Source organism: Pseudomonas sp. MDT2-39-1 (genome assembly GCF_054898085.1).
This window is the reverse complement of record NZ_CM142716.1, coordinates 3,119,250-3,135,106: the sequence shown is the minus strand read 5'-3', so window position 1 is coordinate 3,135,106 and position 15,857 is coordinate 3,119,250. Positions and strand designations below refer to the sequence as shown.

The window sequence follows — 15,857 nt, the reverse complement described above, 5'->3', positions numbered from 1 at the left end:
CTCAAATACGGCAACATTCATCTCTCTGTAACGCACAAGCCGCCAAACCGTCATCCCTCGCGCCTATCTTGAAACTCCCGTAATCGCCTTGGGAGACTCGAAATGGCCCAGCCCTACGAAGAACGCAACAGCGCCGCCAAAACCCGTCGTCAGCAAGAAGATCAGCGCCGCATGGAATTTCGCCGCGCCATCGAAGATCGCTGCGAACGCCGCCAGCTGCAGGCCGAGATCGGTGATTTCCCTGAGCTCGAGCTCAACTACTGGCAGGCAGCTCCCGCAACTTCCCGTCGAAACGCTCAACCAGCGCGCTGATCTGCACCCGCTCGCTGCGGATAAACGCAAGGAATGCGTGGGCCACCGGCGACAGCCGTTTCGCCTTGGCTTGCACCAGGCACCAGCTGCGATACAGCGGCAGTTCTTCGACCGGTAACTCGATCAATCCACCGGTCGCCAACTCAAGGTTCAGGGCGTGGCGCGTCAGGAGCGCGACGCCCAGACCCGCCAGTACACATTCACGCTGGGCTTCGGCCGAGGCAACCTCCTGGGTCTGGTTGAAGTGCACGCGCTTCTCTTTAAAATACTCCTCACAAGCCATTCGCGTACCGGAACCGGGCTCGCGCAGCAGCAGTGTGTACGGTTCAAGGTCCTGCAAGCGCAGCGGCCCCATGTGGCACAGCGGATGGTCCGGCGGCGCGACGGCAACGATCGGGTTGTTCAGGAATGGCAGGAATTCCAGGCCCATGTCCTGCGGCACCATCGACATGATCACCAAGTCGTCGCGGTTATCAGACAGTCGACGGATCACCTGCCCTCGGTTGACCACCGTCAGTTGTAAATTCACCTCTGGATGCTGACGCTTGAACGCAGCGAACAGGTGCGGGACGAAATATTTGGCACTGGATTCCACCGCCAGTTTCAGCTGGCCCTGCAACGATCCCTGCATGTCCGAGAGCTGCATGTCGAGGTTTTCCAGGCGCCCGAAGATATCTCGACTGGCACGCTGTAGTGCTTCGGCAGCCTCGGTCATGTAGAGTTTTTTGCCGACGTAATCGAACAAAGGCTGACCAATCAGCTCTTCAAGTTGACGAATCTGTAGGCTCACGGCAGGTTGTGTGAGAGACATTTCATCGGCTGCGCGGCTGTAGGACCGCAAATCACAGACCTCATTGAAGATCTGTAATTGACGCAATGTCATACGCATCAAGGACTTACGCATTTTATAGACGCTCTCACCGCGGGCTGATGCGTCAACTATAAGTCTTTACTTATGGCTGGCCCAATAATTAATCATTTTTGTTAATCCCTTGTGAGGGCTAGTGTGGGGCTGCGACTGAATCGAAACATTTGGTCACGCGTCGACCTGGTCTAGCAGGTCGTGGGTACCACCGGCTCAAGGGAACCTCCAAGTGATAAAAAAGATCCTGATCGCCAACCGTGGTGAGATTGCCGTACGAATCGTACGTGCCTGCGCCGAGATGGGCATTCGCTCGGTCGCGATCTATTCCGACGCCGACCGCCATGCGCTGCATGTGAAGCGTGCGGACGAGGCCCACAGCATCGGTGCCGAGCCACTGGCCGGCTACCTGAATGCGCGCAAGCTGGTGAATCTGGCGGTAGAAACCGGTTGTGATGCGTTGCATCCCGGCTACGGTTTCCTCTCGGAAAACGCCGAGCTGGCAGATATCTGCGCTGAACGCGGCATCAAATTCATTGGTCCATCGGCTGAAGTCATCCGCCGCATGGGCGACAAGACTGAAGCACGTCGCAGCATGATCAAGGCCGGCGTGCCGGTCACGCCAGGGACCGAAGGCAACGTGGCGGACATCGCTGAAGCCTTGATTGAAGGCGACCGCATCGGTTATCCGGTCATGCTCAAGGCCACCTCCGGTGGTGGCGGCCGGGGTATCCGTCGCTGCGACAGCCGAGAAGAACTCGAACAAGCCTTCCCGCGAGTCATTTCCGAAGCCACCAAGGCCTTCGGTTCCGCGGAAGTGTTCCTGGAAAAATGCATCGTCAATCCAAAACACATCGAAGCGCAGATCCTCGGCGACAGCTTTGGCAACGTGGTGCACCTGTTCGAGCGTGACTGCTCGATCCAGCGCCGTAACCAGAAGCTCATCGAAATTGCACCGAGCCCGCAACTGACCCCGGAACAGCGCGCCTACATCGGCGACCTGTCGGTGCGCGCAGCCAAAGCCGTGGGTTACGAGAACGCCGGCACCGTGGAGTTCCTGCTCGCCGAGGGCGAGGTGTACTTCATGGAGATGAACACCCGGGTGCAGGTGGAACACACCATCACCGAAGAAATCACTGGCATCGACATCGTTCGCGAGCAGATTCGCATCGCCTCCGGTCTGCCGCTTTCGGTGAAACAGGAAGACATCCAGCACCGCGGTTTCGCGCTGCAATTCCGGATCAACGCCGAAGACCCGAAAAACAACTTCCTGCCGAGCTTTGGCAAGATCACCCGTTATTACGCGCCCGGCGGCCCCGGCGTGCGCACCGACACGGCGATCTACACCGGCTACACCATTCCGCCGTTCTACGACTCCATGTGCCTGAAACTGGTGGTCTGGGCGCTGACCTGGGAAGAGGCAATGGACCGTGGCTTGCGCGCCCTCGACGACATGCGTCTGCAAGGGGTCAAGACCACCGCCGCGTACTACCAGGAAATCCTGCGTAACCCGGAATTCCGTAGCGGTCAGTTCAACACCAGCTTCGTTGAAAGCCACCCTGAACTGACCAACTACTCGATCAAGCGCAAACCCGAAGAGCTGGCCCTGGCCATCGCCGCCGCCATCGCCGCCCACGCAGGCCTGTGAGGAATAGAACAATGAGCAAAAAAATCCACGTTACCGACACAATCCTGCGCGACGCCCACCAATCGCTGCTCGCCACCCGCATGCGCACCGAAGACATGCTGCCGATCTGCGACAAGCTCGACAAAGTCGGCTACTGGTCGCTGGAAGTCTGGGGCGGCGCGACCTTCGACGCCTGCGTACGCTTTCTGAAAGAGGACCCGTGGGAGCGCTTGCGCCAGCTGCGCGCGGCGCTGCCTAACACACGCCTGCAAATGCTCCTGCGTGGCCAGAACCTGCTGGGCTACCGCCACTATAGCGATGACGTGGTCAGAGCTTTCGTCGCCAAGGCTGCGGTCAACGGCATCGACGTGTTCCGCATCTTCGATGCCATGAACGACGTGCGTAACCTGCGTACGGCCATCGAAGCGGTGAAAGCGGCGGGCAAACACGCCCAAGGCACCATCGCGTACACCACCAGCCCGGTGCACACCATCGACGCATTCGTCGCGCAAGCCAAGCAAATGGAAGCTATGGGTTGCGACTCGGTGGCGATCAAGGACATGGCTGGCCTGCTGACGCCATACGCCACTGGCGAACTGGTGAGGGCATTGAAAGCCGAGCAGTCGCTGCCCGTGTTCATTCACTCCCACGATACCTCTGGCATGGCGACCATGTGCCAGCTCAAGGCCATCGAAAACGGCGCTGATCACATCGACACCGCGATCTCCAGCTTCGCCTCGGGCACCAGCCACCCTGGCACCGAGTCGATGGTCGCCGCCCTTAAAGGCAGTGAATTCGACACCGGCCTGAACCTGGAATTGCTGCAAGAGATCGGCCTGTATTTCTACGCCGTGCGCAAGAAGTACCACCAGTTCGAAAGCGAATTCACCGCCGTTGACACCCGCGTGCAAGTCAACCAGGTGCCGGGCGGGATGATTTCCAACCTGGCTAACCAGCTGAAAGAGCAGGGTGCACTGAACCGCATGGCGGAAGTGCTGGCCGAAATCCCGCGGGTTCGTGAAGACCTCGGTTTCCCGCCGCTGGTGACCCCTACCTCGCAAATCGTCGGCACCCAGGCGTTTTTTAACGTGCTGGCCGGCGAGCGCTACAAGACCATCACCAACGAAGTGAAGCTCTACCTGCAAGGTGGCTACGGCAAAGCACCGGGCACCGTGAACGAGAAACTGCGCCGTCAGGCGATCGGCAGCGAAGAAGTGATCGACGTCCGCCCGGCCGACTTGCTCAAGCCGGAAATGACCAAGTTGCGTGCCGAAATCGGCGCTGTGGCCAAGTCTGAAGAAGACGTGCTGACCTACGCCATGTTCCCGGACATCGGCCGCAAATTCCTAGAAGAACGCGCTGCCGGCACCCTGACGCCAGAAGTGCTGCTGCCGATTCCCGAGGCGGGCGGTGTAGCCTCGGCCGGTGGCGAAGGCGTACCAACCGAATTCGTCATCGACGTCCACGGTGAAACCTACCGCGTCGACATCACCGGTGTCGGCGTCAAGGCGGAAGGCAAACGCCACTTCTACCTGTCCATCGACGGCATGCCGGAAGAAGTGGTGTTCGAACCGCTCAACGAGTTCGTCAGCGGCGGCAGCAGCAAGCGCAAGCAAGCCACGGCGCCAGGCCACGTCAGCACCACCATGCCGGGCAACATCGTCGACGTGCTGGTCAAGGAAGGCGACACCGTGAAAGCAGGGCAAGCCGTGCTGATCACCGAAGCGATGAAGATGGAAACCGAAGTCCAGGCAGCCATCGCCGGCAAAGTCACCGCCATCCATGTGGCCAAGGGCGACCGGGTGAACCCGGGCGAAATCCTGATCGAGATCGAAGGCTGAATTAACAGCCTCGATACACCGCTTTAAACCTCGGGGGGGCATGTGCTCCCCTTTTTTTTGTCCCGAGTTCCGCATGGCAAATGTGGGAGCGAGCCTGCTCGCGATTGCGGTGTGACATTCGGCATCAATGTTGATTAATGCTCCGCAATCGCGAGCAGGCTCGCTCCCACAGGGACTGCGCCGTTTCAGTCAGTGATCAGAACGCCATTCGCCACTGACCCGTTACTCCATGGTTTCGACTGTCAGTGCCGATCTCACCATTCAGGCCGACACCCAGCGTATGTTTCGCTGACAAGCCAAGGTCCAGCCCTGCATCAACCAGCAGGCTGTCTCGATCCAGCGGCGCACCGGAAACGGTAAAGTTTTTCCCGCCCGTTACCAATCGCTGACGGGTGTCGCTGTCGATATCCCCGTAGGTGTGTTTCCAGCCGGCACTGAACCGTGGCGTCAGTTGCATGCCGTTATTCAGCGTATTGATCTTCGCCAGTCGCAGACCGAATGTGCTGTTGAGGTTGTTTTGGGTTTGGCCGTGGATTTTCAGCGCAGCCGCGCCACCTTTTTCCGTGTACCCGTCGCGCTGATAGCGTTGGTAGCCAAGGCTGGCAAACGGTTCGATGCTGACATTGGCTCGCCCGAAGTTGTAACCCACTTCTGCAAAGGCTTGCTGGGTGCTGGCATCGTAACGGCCTTGGGGACGGTCGCTGAAACCGTTGAAGGCAACTCGACGTTTAGTGCTGCCGTCGTGATTGCTGTAGGTCGCGCCCAGACGCAACGACATGGGGCCGCTCTGGCGCAGGGCGTAGGCGCCCAAGTGCCAACTGTCGAGATCGCCGTCGAGTTCGCGGCTGTCCAGCCGAGTGTCTGACTTGCCGCCCATCACACCTATGCGCCATTGATCATCGACGCTCCAATCCGCACCCAGAACGAGACCCTTTGTGGACGTTTGCAGAGCGTCGTGGTGGCGATCCAGCGTTCCGCCGTGCCCCAAGGCTTGCAGCCAGACCCTGCCATTGTCTTCGCTGCCGGCGGCCAGGCGTGGTGCGTTGGTTCGGTTACCGCGTTTGTTGTAGCCGCTGGCGCTGTCCAGTTGGCGCATGGCCGAGAGCAGGGTGGCGCTGACCGGGCTGTCGCTATTCAGGGTTGCCTTGGCGAGGTTGGCGTTGTTGCCGCCGGCAAGCTGTTCGATTGCGTAGGAGGCAGTCACTTTGTCACTACCGAGCAGGGCTTTGACAGCGGCATTTGCGGAGGTTGTTGGTTTTGGTGCTGTGGCGACGGGATTGGTCGCTGTTGAGGGAATTGAGGTGGTGGCGGGCGCGGGCGCGTCAGTGGTGGTGGATGGAATAGAGGCTGTCGAGGGTGTATCGGCGGGAGCTGCTGGTATGGAGGCGGTGGCGGGCTCCGGCGAATCGGCGGTGGTGGATGGAACAGAAGCTGTCAGGGGTATATCGGCAGAAGCGGTTGGCGTGGTGGAGGTAGCGGAAGTGTCGGTACCTGTCGTTTGATTCAGGTTTTCAGGGGCAGGTAGCGAGTTTGCAGCTGAGGTCAGTTCCTGTGGTATGTCCTTCGGCTCTTCGATGTTTTGAGCGAATTGCTTTCCGTTCTCGCTGATCGCGACACTCTCGATAGGCACATCGTTACGGATGAAGATCAGGTCAACTTTCTTATCTGAGTAGTCGAGCTTAGGCGTTAAAAAGGCAAGGTTGTTGAGAACTTTCCCAAATTCACCTTCGACGTTATTGGCAATAAGGATGGTGTTTTCGCTGATCACCGGGTAGTCACCGGGGGCTGCAACGATGTTCAGCGTGGCGTTACCAAGACTGGCGGTGCCACTGACTAATATCGCTTCACTTTTGCGATCGGCATCGACCTCGTAGGTCAGTACGGCAGTTTTCGAAAGCGTTAAGTCACCTGATACTTTTGGGGCACCGTGCAGAGGGTGTAATTAGTTTTGTGTAAACGGTCATTTGGCAGGAGACTGCCTACCCCAAGGAAATCCAATGACCGAGTCAAAACCCAAGCGAGCCAAACGAGTCAAGCCTGATCCTGAGCTGGTTAAACTGGCCGACAGTCTGTTGGCCAATTACAAAAAGCCCGAAGATCTCATCGGCGAAAACGGCCTGCTCAAACAGCTCACCAAGATGCTGGTCGAGCGGGCCCTTGAAGCCGAGATGACCGAACACCTGGGGCACGACAAAAGCGCGACGATCACCAACACCGCCGCCAATGCGCGCAACGGTCACAGCGGTAAAACCCTGAAGGGCGACTTCGGCGAACTGCCGCTCGACATCCCTCGCGACCGGCAGGCGTCCTTCGAGCCGCAGTTGGTGGCCAAGCATCAAACCCGCTGGACGGGCTTCGATGACAAAGTCATCTCGCTGTACGCTCGCGGTTTGAGTGTCAGAGAAATTCAGGCGCACTTGCAGGAAATGTACGGCACCGAGGTCTCTCCCAGCCTGATCTCGGCGATTACCGACGCGGTGAGTGATGAGGTCAAACTCTGGCAGGCGCGGCCGCTGGACGCGCTGTACCCGATCCTCTATCTGGACTGCATTCACGTCAAAGTGCGCGATGCCGGCGCCGTGCGCAACAAGGCGGTTTATCTGGCCATCGGCGTCAACATGGCGGGTCACAAAGAGGTGCTGGGCTTGTGGATCGCTCAAACCGAAGGCGCAAAATTCTGGCTGCAAGTGGTGACCGAACTCAAGAATCGGGGCGTGCAGGACATCTTCATCGCCTGCGTGGACGGCCTCAAAGGCTTCCCTGAGGCGATTGAAACGGTTTACCCAAAAGCCGTCGTTCAGCTGTGCATCGTGCACATGGTGCGCAACAGTTTGAACTTCGTATCGTGGAAACGGCAGAAGGAAGTCGCGGCTGACCTCAAGCTGATTTACACCTCGGCCACCGCCGAGCTGGCTGAGCAACGGCTCTGCGAATTTGAAGCCAAATGGGACGCCGAGTACCAATCGATCAGCCTGTCATGGCGACGAAACTGGGCTCGGGTGATTCCGTTTTTTGACTATCCAGCCGAAATTCGCAAGGTGATCTACACCACCAATGCCATCGAATCGATCAACATGAGTCTGCGTAAAGTGATCAAAACGCGTGCGTCATTTCCGACCGACGAGGCGGTGATGAAGCTGTTTTATCTGGCGCTGAACAACATCAGCAAAAAGTGGACAATGCCGATCCGGGACTGGAAAGCGGCTTTGAATCGCTTCAGTATCCAGTTTGAAGATCGGCTGTTAACGGTTTAATAGAAATCCCGTTTACACAAAATCAGGGACACCCTCACCGTGCATTTTGTCTGCGGAGAACTTCCCGTTTACCTGTAGAGCACCGACTAAACCATTGCCAGCCAATACGCCATTTTCATCAATAACAACGTCACCTCGAATATCCCCCGAGTTTTTCAGGATGCCTCCTGATTGCACAGTCACACCGCCGCCAATCTGACCAGTGTTGACAAGAGTACCTTGGGCCAGCGCGCCTCCCTCGATATGTCCATCATTGATTAGCGTTGCATTGGGGCGGATCAGGACACCGATATCGAAGTCACCGGAACCATTCAAGGTCCAAATACTTCGTTTGAGCTCCAAACCTGCGAAGCGGTGGCTCTTGCCTAACGTGCCACCACTCGGAGTGTCGAGTTGCATGAAGTTGGTACCGTCACCACCGTCAATTATTCCGGTGATTCTTCCGCGACCAGAGACAATGACCAGATCATTCCCATCACCAAGTTTCCGATTAACACCATCCGCTACCTTGCTGATCGGGATCTCGATGGTGTCGGGGTCGATAATGAATGCTTCAAGAGCCGCTATGAGCTGATCCGGTGTTTCAGCCGCAGGCGCGATGGTCTCGGCAGAGATCTGTTGGGCAAGTGAGATTTCGGTGCAACCTATCGCAAGCGCAACGGCCAGCGCCAGGTGTTGTGGGCGGAATTTGTGTTGAACGGGCATCAGGTTTGACCTCATTTAACTGAAGGTCAAACTCTAAAGTGCGCGTTTCTGTGCCGATGTCAGCCGGTTCCGACGCGTTTGCGGGCGGTGTCAGATAGTTGTGTAGAAAATAGCCGCTCGCTTGATTGAGAGGATTTTTGGCCGCCCAAGCGAAAGACCTTTCTTACAACTATTCTAGACGCCGCCTGCTATCAAAAACTCAAAAACTCATCTGCCACTGCCCAATCACCCCATGATTGCGGCTGTTACTCCCAATCTCCCCGCTGTAACCCACCCCCACCGAATGCCGCGCCGAAATGCCCAGATCCAGCCCGGCCTCCAGCACCAGACTGTCACGATCCAGCGAACTGCCGTCGACGCTGAACGCCGTGCCGCCGACCACAAATGCCTGACGCGTCGAGCTGCTGACATCGCCATACGCGTGCTTCCAGCCAGCGGTCATACGCGGCGTCAGGCTCATGCTGTTCTCCAGCGAATTCAGGTGCGCCAGACGCAGGCCGAAGGTGCTGCTGAAGTTGTCCTGGGTTTGTTTGTCGACCTGAAGGGCTGCGGCGCCCCCTTTTTCCTGGTAGCTGTCGCGGTGATAACGCTGGTAGCCGAGGTTGGCAAACGGTTCGGCGCTGAGACGGCCGCTACCCATTGCGTAGCCCAATTCGGCGAAGGCCTGTTGGCTGTCGGCGTCGTAATCGCCTTTTGGTCGGTCGCTGAAACCGTTGAAGGCGACGGTGCGTTTGCTTTCACCTTGGTGGCCGCTGTACGCGGCGCCGAGACGCAAAGCGAAGGGGCCGCTTTGGCGCAAGGCATAAACGCCGACGTGCCAGCTCTCGACGTTGCCATCGACCCCCGTGGCATCCAGATCCGTCTTCGAGTAACCGCCGAGCACGCCCAGGCGCCATTGCGGGTTGAGCGCCCAGTCGGCCCCGAGCACGCTGCCCTTGGTGCGCTGTTCCAGACCGCTGCTGCCATGCTCGCCATCGAGCTTGCCGTAGCCGCCGATGGCTTGCAGCCAGAGTCGACCCTGGGCGTTCGGGTCGTTGAGGTTGCGCGCTGCGGACGGAACGCCAGTGGCGGCGAGCACCGGGGTGTCCCGCTGATCCAGGCCAACCAGCAATCCTGAACCGCCACCCATTTGTTGCATCGCCGACAGCATGCTGCCGCCAATCTGGCTGCTGGCGCCGAGGGTGGCGCTGGTCAGATTGGCGTTGCTGGCGCCGGCGAGTTGCTCGATTGCATTGCCGGCCGTGGCGCTGGTGGTGTTGAGCAGTGCGTTGTAGAGCGCGTTGTTTTTGCCCATCGAGGCCAGGCTGTTGGCGGCGCTGCTGCCGTTACCTGTGACCGCGAATTGGTTGAAAGCGACATCGTTGCGTGTGTAGGTCAGGTCGATTTGGGTCGGGCTGTACGCGAGGGTCGGCGTGAGGAACGCGTAGTCGCTGATGACCTTGCCGAAGGTGCCGCTGATGCTCGCGGCTTGCAGCACCGTGTAATGGCTCTGCCATGGATAGGTGCCGCTGCCGGGGTTCACCGCCAGGGTCGAGCCGTTCAGGCTGGCAACGCCACCGACCTTGATCGGCGCGCTGCTGCCATCGGCGTTGACGCCATACGCCAGGGTCGCGCCGCTGCCCAGGGTCAAATCACGGGTGATGGTCGCCGTGCCGAGTTGAGCGTTGGTCCGCAAAGTCCCGTTGACCAGCAAATTGCCTACCGAACCGCCTCCGGCATACACACCACCCGCATCGACGGTCAGATTCCCGGCAATACCACCCTGGTTGATCAGCGTCGCACCGTTACGCACCGCGCCGCCGTCGCTGAAATCACCGTTGCCGGTCAACGTCCAGGCACCTTGCTTGACCTCCAGCCATTCGAAGTTGCGACTCGCGCCGAAACGGCCGCCCGCCGTGTCGTCCATCACCACGCGATCGTAGCCGCTGCCGCCGTCGACCACACCGACGAAGCGACTACCGTTGCGCAAGGTCAGGTTGTCGTTGCCGCCGCCCAAATCCAGTGCCAGGCCGTTGCTGCCGCTGATCGTGCCGCCGTTGAACACGCTGTCATCGAACCCGCCGACGAACTTCACGCCGAAACCGTCGAGGCCTTGAATGGTGCCGAAGTTTTCCAGCGTAGTCGCGGCCACGCCTGCTCCGCCGCTGCCGTCGTCCACCAAAATGGCACTGTTGGCGCCGCTGATCAGCGCTCCGCTGGCGTTCAACACATAGCCGCCGCCCAACGCGATGCCTTCACTGCTGTTGGCGAAACCACCCCTGTCGACACCGCCAGCGCCGACACCCTGAATGGTGCCGTAGTTTTCGATGTGGGCGAGCTTGTCGATGTCCACGCCATCGCCGTCGCCGTTGGGTTGCAGGCCCGAATAGGCACCCGTAATCGTGCCGTGGTTGATCACTGTGCCGTCGCCATCGGAGCCGAACCCCGAGCCATTGCGACCGGTGATTTGACCGTAGTTGGTCAGTGTCGCGCCAAGGTCGGTGGTAATGCCGTGGCGGCCGCCGGAAATGCTGCCGTAGTTAGTCACCGTCACGCCGGTCGCGGTGTCGATGTCGATACCGTCGAACTTCTCATCGGCGTTGTGAGAATCGCCGGTAGAGATCTCGCCATAATTGGTGATCGTCGCGTTGGCGCCGGTCTTCATGCCATCGCTGGCGTCCCCGCGAATCAACCCGCCCGCGCGGTTGATGATCGTGGTTTTGACTCCCGCACTGCGCAGCGCATCCAGGTCCAGCCCTTGGCCGGTGGTGGAGCGGATGATGCCGCTGTTGTCGATCAGCAGACTGCCGCTGGCGAAGTTGCTGTCGATGCGCAACGCGTCATTAAAGCCAAGAATCTGCCCGCCCGCGCGGTTATAAATGCTGTAGTTGCGAGCCTGAGTCAGGTCGCCGCTGCTGTCGATCGCCCGGCCGCCGGTCGAGATGATCTTGCCCGAGTTATCGATTACCACCCCGGCACCGCTGGTGCTGTCTTTCAGGCTCACTGTCTTGCCAGCGTTGGTGATGCTGCCTGGCGCCGAGATCGTCAGAGTGTCACCACCGCCGAGGGTTTGCGCGGTGGTGGTCGGCGTCGTGATTTGCACATTTTTGAACGGGGCGGCATGGGCGCCGGTGCTGATCAATAACGCGATGCTGAGTGCCAGGCGCTGGGGCGAGGAGGGCATGTGGACGGCCTTTTTGTTATAAGCGGGCCGTCTTGTATAGCGGAGGGTTTTTACAGAATGATGTATTTGGACTATGTGCAATCTTTTGCGTTTGTTCGTTAATCCAACACATTTTTACGCAGTTTAATGCGCATACGGGGCGTTTTCTGGGGTCAGGATGCACTATTTTGCACATCGAGATGCTCATTGAATGTGTGGAGTGACGGATAACGATGACAGTTCAGGAAAGGACGCTTCTGCTCGAAAGCATCCTCGAAGATCTTGCCAATGGCTCGCTTACTACTCATCAAGCGGTTCGTCGTTTGCGAGTAGAGGTAACGGGATTGAAGCAGAGCCCATTCGCGAAAATGTGCAAAATTTCAGTGCGCGCGTTGGTACACACTTTTTACGTCTATGGCGGCTGTGCGTGGGACACCTCCGGGTGTGCCGGAATTCTCTTGTCCGGTCGGCTAACCCGCGTACAGCTGCCACCTAAATTTGCTTACCCGCGAACGGTGGGAGCTCTTAATTCAAGAGAGAAACCCCATGTCCAAATACCACCCGCTTCAAGGCAACTTCAGTGTCGCCCCGACGTTGTTCATCGACACGGAGGCCAAAGCCTCTGACCTTCTTGAAACCGCTACACACCGAATCAAAGCTGCGCGCAATCTGCTCAACAGCATCACGTGTTTGTGTGTAAAGGATGTGGAAGGCCATGACTTGGAACACTTCGCCAACGCTGCTCATATTTTGGTTCAGGACGGCTGCGACGCGTTGGATGCGTGGGGCTGGAGTCTTGATCGAAAATCTGGGCCTGATGCGCCCCCCCTCTAGCCGCTCCACTTAAATATTGGTGGATCAATCGGCATAACCGCTTAGCCGAAGCGCTAGCATTGAGTTAACAAGGCTGTATATTCATACAGCTTTGTTGCTTTCTATTTGTGCTCATTTTTGTGGTCCGATCAATTGCCAATTGTTGAATATATTTTTTTAACGCAACATCGCGTAACAGCGATGGGCGGGACGCCTAGACCTTCAAAGCAAGGTAGAATCGCGACCCGCAATGGGGGGTGTATGGCAAAAGAGGCGCAAATCACATTTGCTGAGCAGGCTAGTCCTTTCTCTTTGGAGGCTCCTGTTCAGTCATTGAAGGCGGTTCGGGCAATGGCCCGAGCGATGGCGAACACCATCCCCGCAGAAAATCAGCTTGTCTTTGCCAGAACCTTTGGTGTTCGGGTAATCGAAGCTTGGTGGCGAGGTCTCACCGAGCAAGAGGCAGTTCCTCAAGAGCTTCGAGCACCCATCTCTGCATTTGAGACTTCGACACTCATTAACTCCGCCAGTTTTCTTGCGGAGCAGATTGGTTCGGCAGCAGCTAAGTTCGATTCAGAGACTGCTGCTTACCAAATCGGTCTTACGTATACCAGCATGCTTCCTGTGGAGCATCGTGGTGAGTATGGAATTTTTTATACTCCGCCCGCTTTGACTGCCAGGCTCATCGATCAAGCTACATCGGCTAACGTTGATTGGGCGAAATGTCGTGTTCTGGACCCGGCGTGCGGCGGTGGTGCGTTCCTTGCGCCAATCGCGCAGCGAATCATGAAAACGCTTGCGCATTGCAGTCCAAAGCTTCTGATGCAGAGCATCGGAAACCGTTTGCATGGTTTTGAGATTGATCCATTCGGTGCCTGGTTGAGCCAAGTTGCACTAGACGCTGTGTTGTTGCCAATTAGCAGCCCCTCAGGTCTGCGGCTCCCAGTAATGGTGACCGTTTGTGATTCTTTGCGACATAGCCCAATCAAAGATGGGTTTGATTTGGTCATTGGGAATCCCCCATATGGTAGAGCCAAGCTAGATGTCGAGACTCGAGAGCTATACAAGCGCTCACTGTATGGACATGCCAATTTGTATGGCTTGTTCACTGATTTTGCTATTCGCCAGACCAAGCCCGGTGGATTGATCGCTTATGTCACTCCGACTTCTTTCCTCGCCGGAGGGTATTTCAAAAACCTCCGTGCGTTGATAGGCCGTGAAGCACCTCCAATTGCGATCGACTTTGTTGCAGCGCGCAAAGGTGTTTTTGATGATGTGCTTCAGGAAATGGCGCTAACCACCTATCGCAGAGCAGGTGAGGCAGTTCCGGTAGCGATTTCTGAAATTACCTCGTCCGGTGGTGTTGTCGAAGCCATAAAAACGGGCTCGATCACACTTCCGAAAGATCTCACCCTGCCATGGTTGCTGCCCAGAAACTCAAACCAAACTGAGCTCGTAGCGACGCTTGTTGATATGCCTTTCCGTCTTGCTGACTGGGGTTACGGCGTCAGCACTGGTCCATTGGTCTGGAATCGTCATAAATCACAATTGACCTATCAGCCGGGCAGCAACCGACTGCCGCTAATTTGGGCTGAAGCCATTACGGCTGATGGCGAATTCATTTTCAGGGCAGAAAAAAAGAACCACGCTCCGTATTTTGAGCTGAAACCATCTGATCAGTGGTTAGTAACAACCAAACCATGTGTTCTCTTGCAGCGAACCACTGCAAAAGAGCAGAACCGTCGCCTTATTGCGACAGCTTTGCCCCTTGCGTTTTTGCAGTCACACGGTGGAGTTGTTATCGAGAACCACATCAATATGGTTAGACCCATCACTGACGCTCCGAAAATTAAGGCTTCAGTGCTTGCTGCTTTTCTTAATAGTGGCGCGGCTGATCGTGCGTTTCGCTGCGTTAGTGGCTCAGTGGCTGTTTCAGCTTACGAGCTAGAGTCATTGCCATTGCCCGCACCCACGGCCTTGAAGGAGTTAACGAGGCTGGTTGAATCCGGTGGTTCAAAAGAGTCCATCGAAGCCGCCTGCTCCATGCTTTTCTAAGGAAGAAATAGTGTTACCACCTTATGTCTCACGGGCGTTGATATCTGAAAGGCTACCTCTGATTTTTCCAGAGGGAACGCCTAACCGTTCTTATTGCACACGTGAGTTGGCGGCAAGTACAGTTTTCGCCATGCTTTACATCGGAGCAGTCGAAGGTGCGGATGTCTGGCTTGGACCTGTACACGTCTACCGAATGACAGATATGCAGGCAGAAGACTGCTGCGAGACTGCTCGGTTGAATTACCGCACGAATTTGCGGAAGAAATCTTTCCAGGTCCCTGGTAGGCGTTGGTATGCAGACAATACCCGTGAGCCTATTCGTGACGAAACTTTGCGGGAAGGTTTATTAGTCGTTGGCGCGGTACTTGAATTAGCAGATGTACCTACGACATCGGGTGTTCCTCGCTATGCACTCAAGGCTGAGCTTGCGGCTCTTCTCGATCCTGCCCTGGTAGGAGAGGACTTGAACGCCGCTATCTTGATGTGGCAGGAAAAACACCTCTCACGCAGCGCTAGAGCACGTGTATCCCTTATGCGGGCAGGTACTGCGGGAAAGGAAGGAGTCTTTGTAAGTTTCCCGAATGGAGAAACTCGTCGGCTAGCGTCAGGGCCTAGTTCCGACATCTCAAAAGCGGTTGTTGAAGTGTTTGCAGCCAAGTTTCTAGAGCGTCCAGGCGTTATTTGGCTAAGTGAGTCAGGAAATAAGGTTGCCCATCCTGATCTCAAACTCTCATCAATGATCGGTCTCGACATAGAAACACAGAAAAATCTTCCAGACTTGATTCTGGTTGACCTTGCTCCGGTCGAACCATTGATTGTATTTGTTGAAGTTGTCGCAACTGACGGCGCGATTACGCCTCGTAGGCAGGAAGCGTTGTACGCGATTACTGACAAAGGCGGGTTTAGTCGCTCACAAATTGCTTTTGTGACCGCTTATGCAGACAGAGAAGGAGCGGGATTCAAAAAAACAGTAACAGGCTTGGCTTGGGGATCCTTTACATGGTTCATGTCTGAACCCGAAAATCTTGTGTTGCTACAAAACGGTGTGAGTCGACTTTCGAGTCTGAACGTACTTGTTGAGCCAACGTAACCTTTAGGCCATCATTTTTTATTTGATGGCTGTAACGCATTGGATGCGTTGAGTTTCTGGGTTTAGCGGTGCGTCAACGCATTAAATGCCTCGCGGGAAAGCCTCGCCCCTACGGATTTATAGGCGTTCACAAGAATTGTGTCTTGCCACAATCCT

10 protein-coding genes and 2 pseudogenes are annotated in these 15,857 nt (G+C 56.9%); 8 read left to right on the top strand and 4 right to left on the bottom strand.

The annotated features are described in order from the left end of the window. Positions 1–102: 102 nt before the first annotated feature. Entirely contained in the window at positions 103–312 is a 210-nt protein-coding gene (locus ACYZTM_RS14950; protein ID WP_131058981.1) for a PA3496 family putative envelope integrity protein, read from the top strand. Here the strand turns inward: ACYZTM_RS14950 and ACYZTM_RS14945 are convergent. Next, positions 254–1,216: a LysR family transcriptional regulator gene (locus tag ACYZTM_RS14945; protein ID WP_131058980.1), complete on the bottom strand. Its 963-nt coding sequence runs from the start codon at positions 1,214–1,216 to the stop codon at positions 254–256. The genes ACYZTM_RS14950 and ACYZTM_RS14945 overlap by 59 nt on opposite strands. A 190-nt stretch (positions 1,217–1,406) precedes the next feature. Here ACYZTM_RS14945 and ACYZTM_RS14940 point away from each other — a divergent pair, with 190 nt between their 5' ends. Together ACYZTM_RS14940 and oadA are read left to right on the top strand one after the other, a co-directional pair. Then, positions 1,407–2,822, top strand: a complete 1,416-nt coding sequence (locus tag ACYZTM_RS14940) for an acetyl-CoA carboxylase biotin carboxylase subunit (protein ID WP_008156643.1) — start codon at positions 1,407–1,409, stop codon at positions 2,820–2,822. A gap of 11 nt (positions 2,823–2,833) precedes the next feature. Continuing rightward, positions 2,834–4,642, top strand: coding sequence for a sodium-extruding oxaloacetate decarboxylase subunit alpha (gene oadA, locus ACYZTM_RS14935; RefSeq protein WP_461989061.1), 1,809 nt, complete (start codon positions 2,834–2,836; stop codon positions 4,640–4,642). Between the two features lie 196 nt (positions 4,643–4,838). On the opposite strand, the pseudogene ACYZTM_RS14930 reads toward oadA, so the two are convergent. Next, positions 4,839–6,362, bottom strand: a pseudogene (locus ACYZTM_RS14930) (autotransporter outer membrane beta-barrel domain-containing protein); the annotation flags it as partial. Between the two features lie 277 nt (positions 6,363–6,639). Here ACYZTM_RS14930 and ACYZTM_RS14925 point away from each other — a divergent pair. Further along, positions 6,640–7,896 carry an IS256 family transposase gene (locus ACYZTM_RS14925; protein ID WP_461964636.1) on the top strand — a complete coding sequence of 419 codons (1,257 nt, stop codon included), beginning with the start codon at positions 6,640–6,642 and terminating at the stop codon, positions 7,894–7,896. A 12-nt stretch (positions 7,897–7,908) separates the two neighbouring features. Here the strand turns inward: ACYZTM_RS14925 and ACYZTM_RS14920 are convergent, their stop codons facing one another. Then, complete coding sequence (locus tag ACYZTM_RS14920; protein WP_461989060.1) at positions 7,909–8,601, bottom strand: hypothetical protein; 693 nt, start codon at positions 8,599–8,601, stop codon at positions 7,909–7,911. Between the two features lie 199 nt (positions 8,602–8,800). After that, positions 8,801–11,764 (bottom strand): autotransporter outer membrane beta-barrel domain-containing protein, encoded by a 2,964-nt coding sequence (locus ACYZTM_RS14915; RefSeq protein WP_461989059.1) that lies wholly within the window; start codon positions 11,762–11,764, stop codon positions 8,801–8,803. 206 nt (positions 11,765–11,970) lie between these two features. On the opposite strand from ACYZTM_RS14915, the pseudogene ACYZTM_RS14910 reads away from it, so the two are divergent. The 4 genes and pseudogenes from ACYZTM_RS14910 to ACYZTM_RS14895 all read left to right on the top strand — a co-directional run. After that, positions 11,971–12,144, top strand: a pseudogene (locus ACYZTM_RS14910) (transcriptional regulator); the annotation flags it as partial. A gap of 145 nt (positions 12,145–12,289) precedes the next feature. After that, a complete protein-coding gene (locus ACYZTM_RS14905) occupies positions 12,290–12,577 on the top strand; it encodes a hypothetical protein (RefSeq protein ID WP_461989058.1) in 288 nt (95 codons plus the stop codon). 240 nt (positions 12,578–12,817) lie between these two features. Beyond that, positions 12,818–14,611, top strand: a complete 1,794-nt coding sequence (locus ACYZTM_RS14900) for an HsdM family class I SAM-dependent methyltransferase (protein WP_131058972.1) — start codon at positions 12,818–12,820, stop codon at positions 14,609–14,611. A 10-nt stretch (positions 14,612–14,621) separates the two neighbouring features. After that, positions 14,622–15,701, top strand: a complete 1,080-nt coding sequence (locus tag ACYZTM_RS14895) for a BsuBI/PstI family type II restriction endonuclease (protein ID WP_461989057.1) — start codon at positions 14,622–14,624, stop codon at positions 15,699–15,701. The last annotated feature ends 156 nt before the right edge of the window (positions 15,702–15,857 follow it).

Coding starts and splice junctions, on each gene's coding strand:
- ACYZTM_RS14950 (WP_131058981.1), top strand. CDS start 103: ATGGCCCAGCCCTACGAAGAACGCAACAGCGCCGCCAAAACCCGTCGT.
- ACYZTM_RS14945 (WP_131058980.1), bottom strand. CDS start 1,216: ATGCGTAAGTCCTTGATGCGTATGACATTGCGTCAATTACAGATCTTC.
- ACYZTM_RS14925 (WP_461964636.1), top strand. CDS start 6,640: ATGACCGAGTCAAAACCCAAGCGAGCCAAACGAGTCAAGCCTGATCCT.
- ACYZTM_RS14905 (WP_461989058.1), top strand. CDS start 12,290: ATGTCCAAATACCACCCGCTTCAAGGCAACTTCAGTGTCGCCCCGACG.
- ACYZTM_RS14900 (WP_131058972.1), top strand. CDS start 12,818: ATGGCAAAAGAGGCGCAAATCACATTTGCTGAGCAGGCTAGTCCTTTC.
- oadA (WP_461989061.1), top strand. CDS start 2,834: ATGAGCAAAAAAATCCACGTTACCGACACAATCCTGCGCGACGCCCAC.
- ACYZTM_RS14920 (WP_461989060.1), bottom strand. CDS start 8,601: ATGCCCGTTCAACACAAATTCCGCCCACAACACCTGGCGCTGGCCGTT.
- ACYZTM_RS14915 (WP_461989059.1), bottom strand. CDS start 11,764: ATGCCCTCCTCGCCCCAGCGCCTGGCACTCAGCATCGCGTTATTGATC.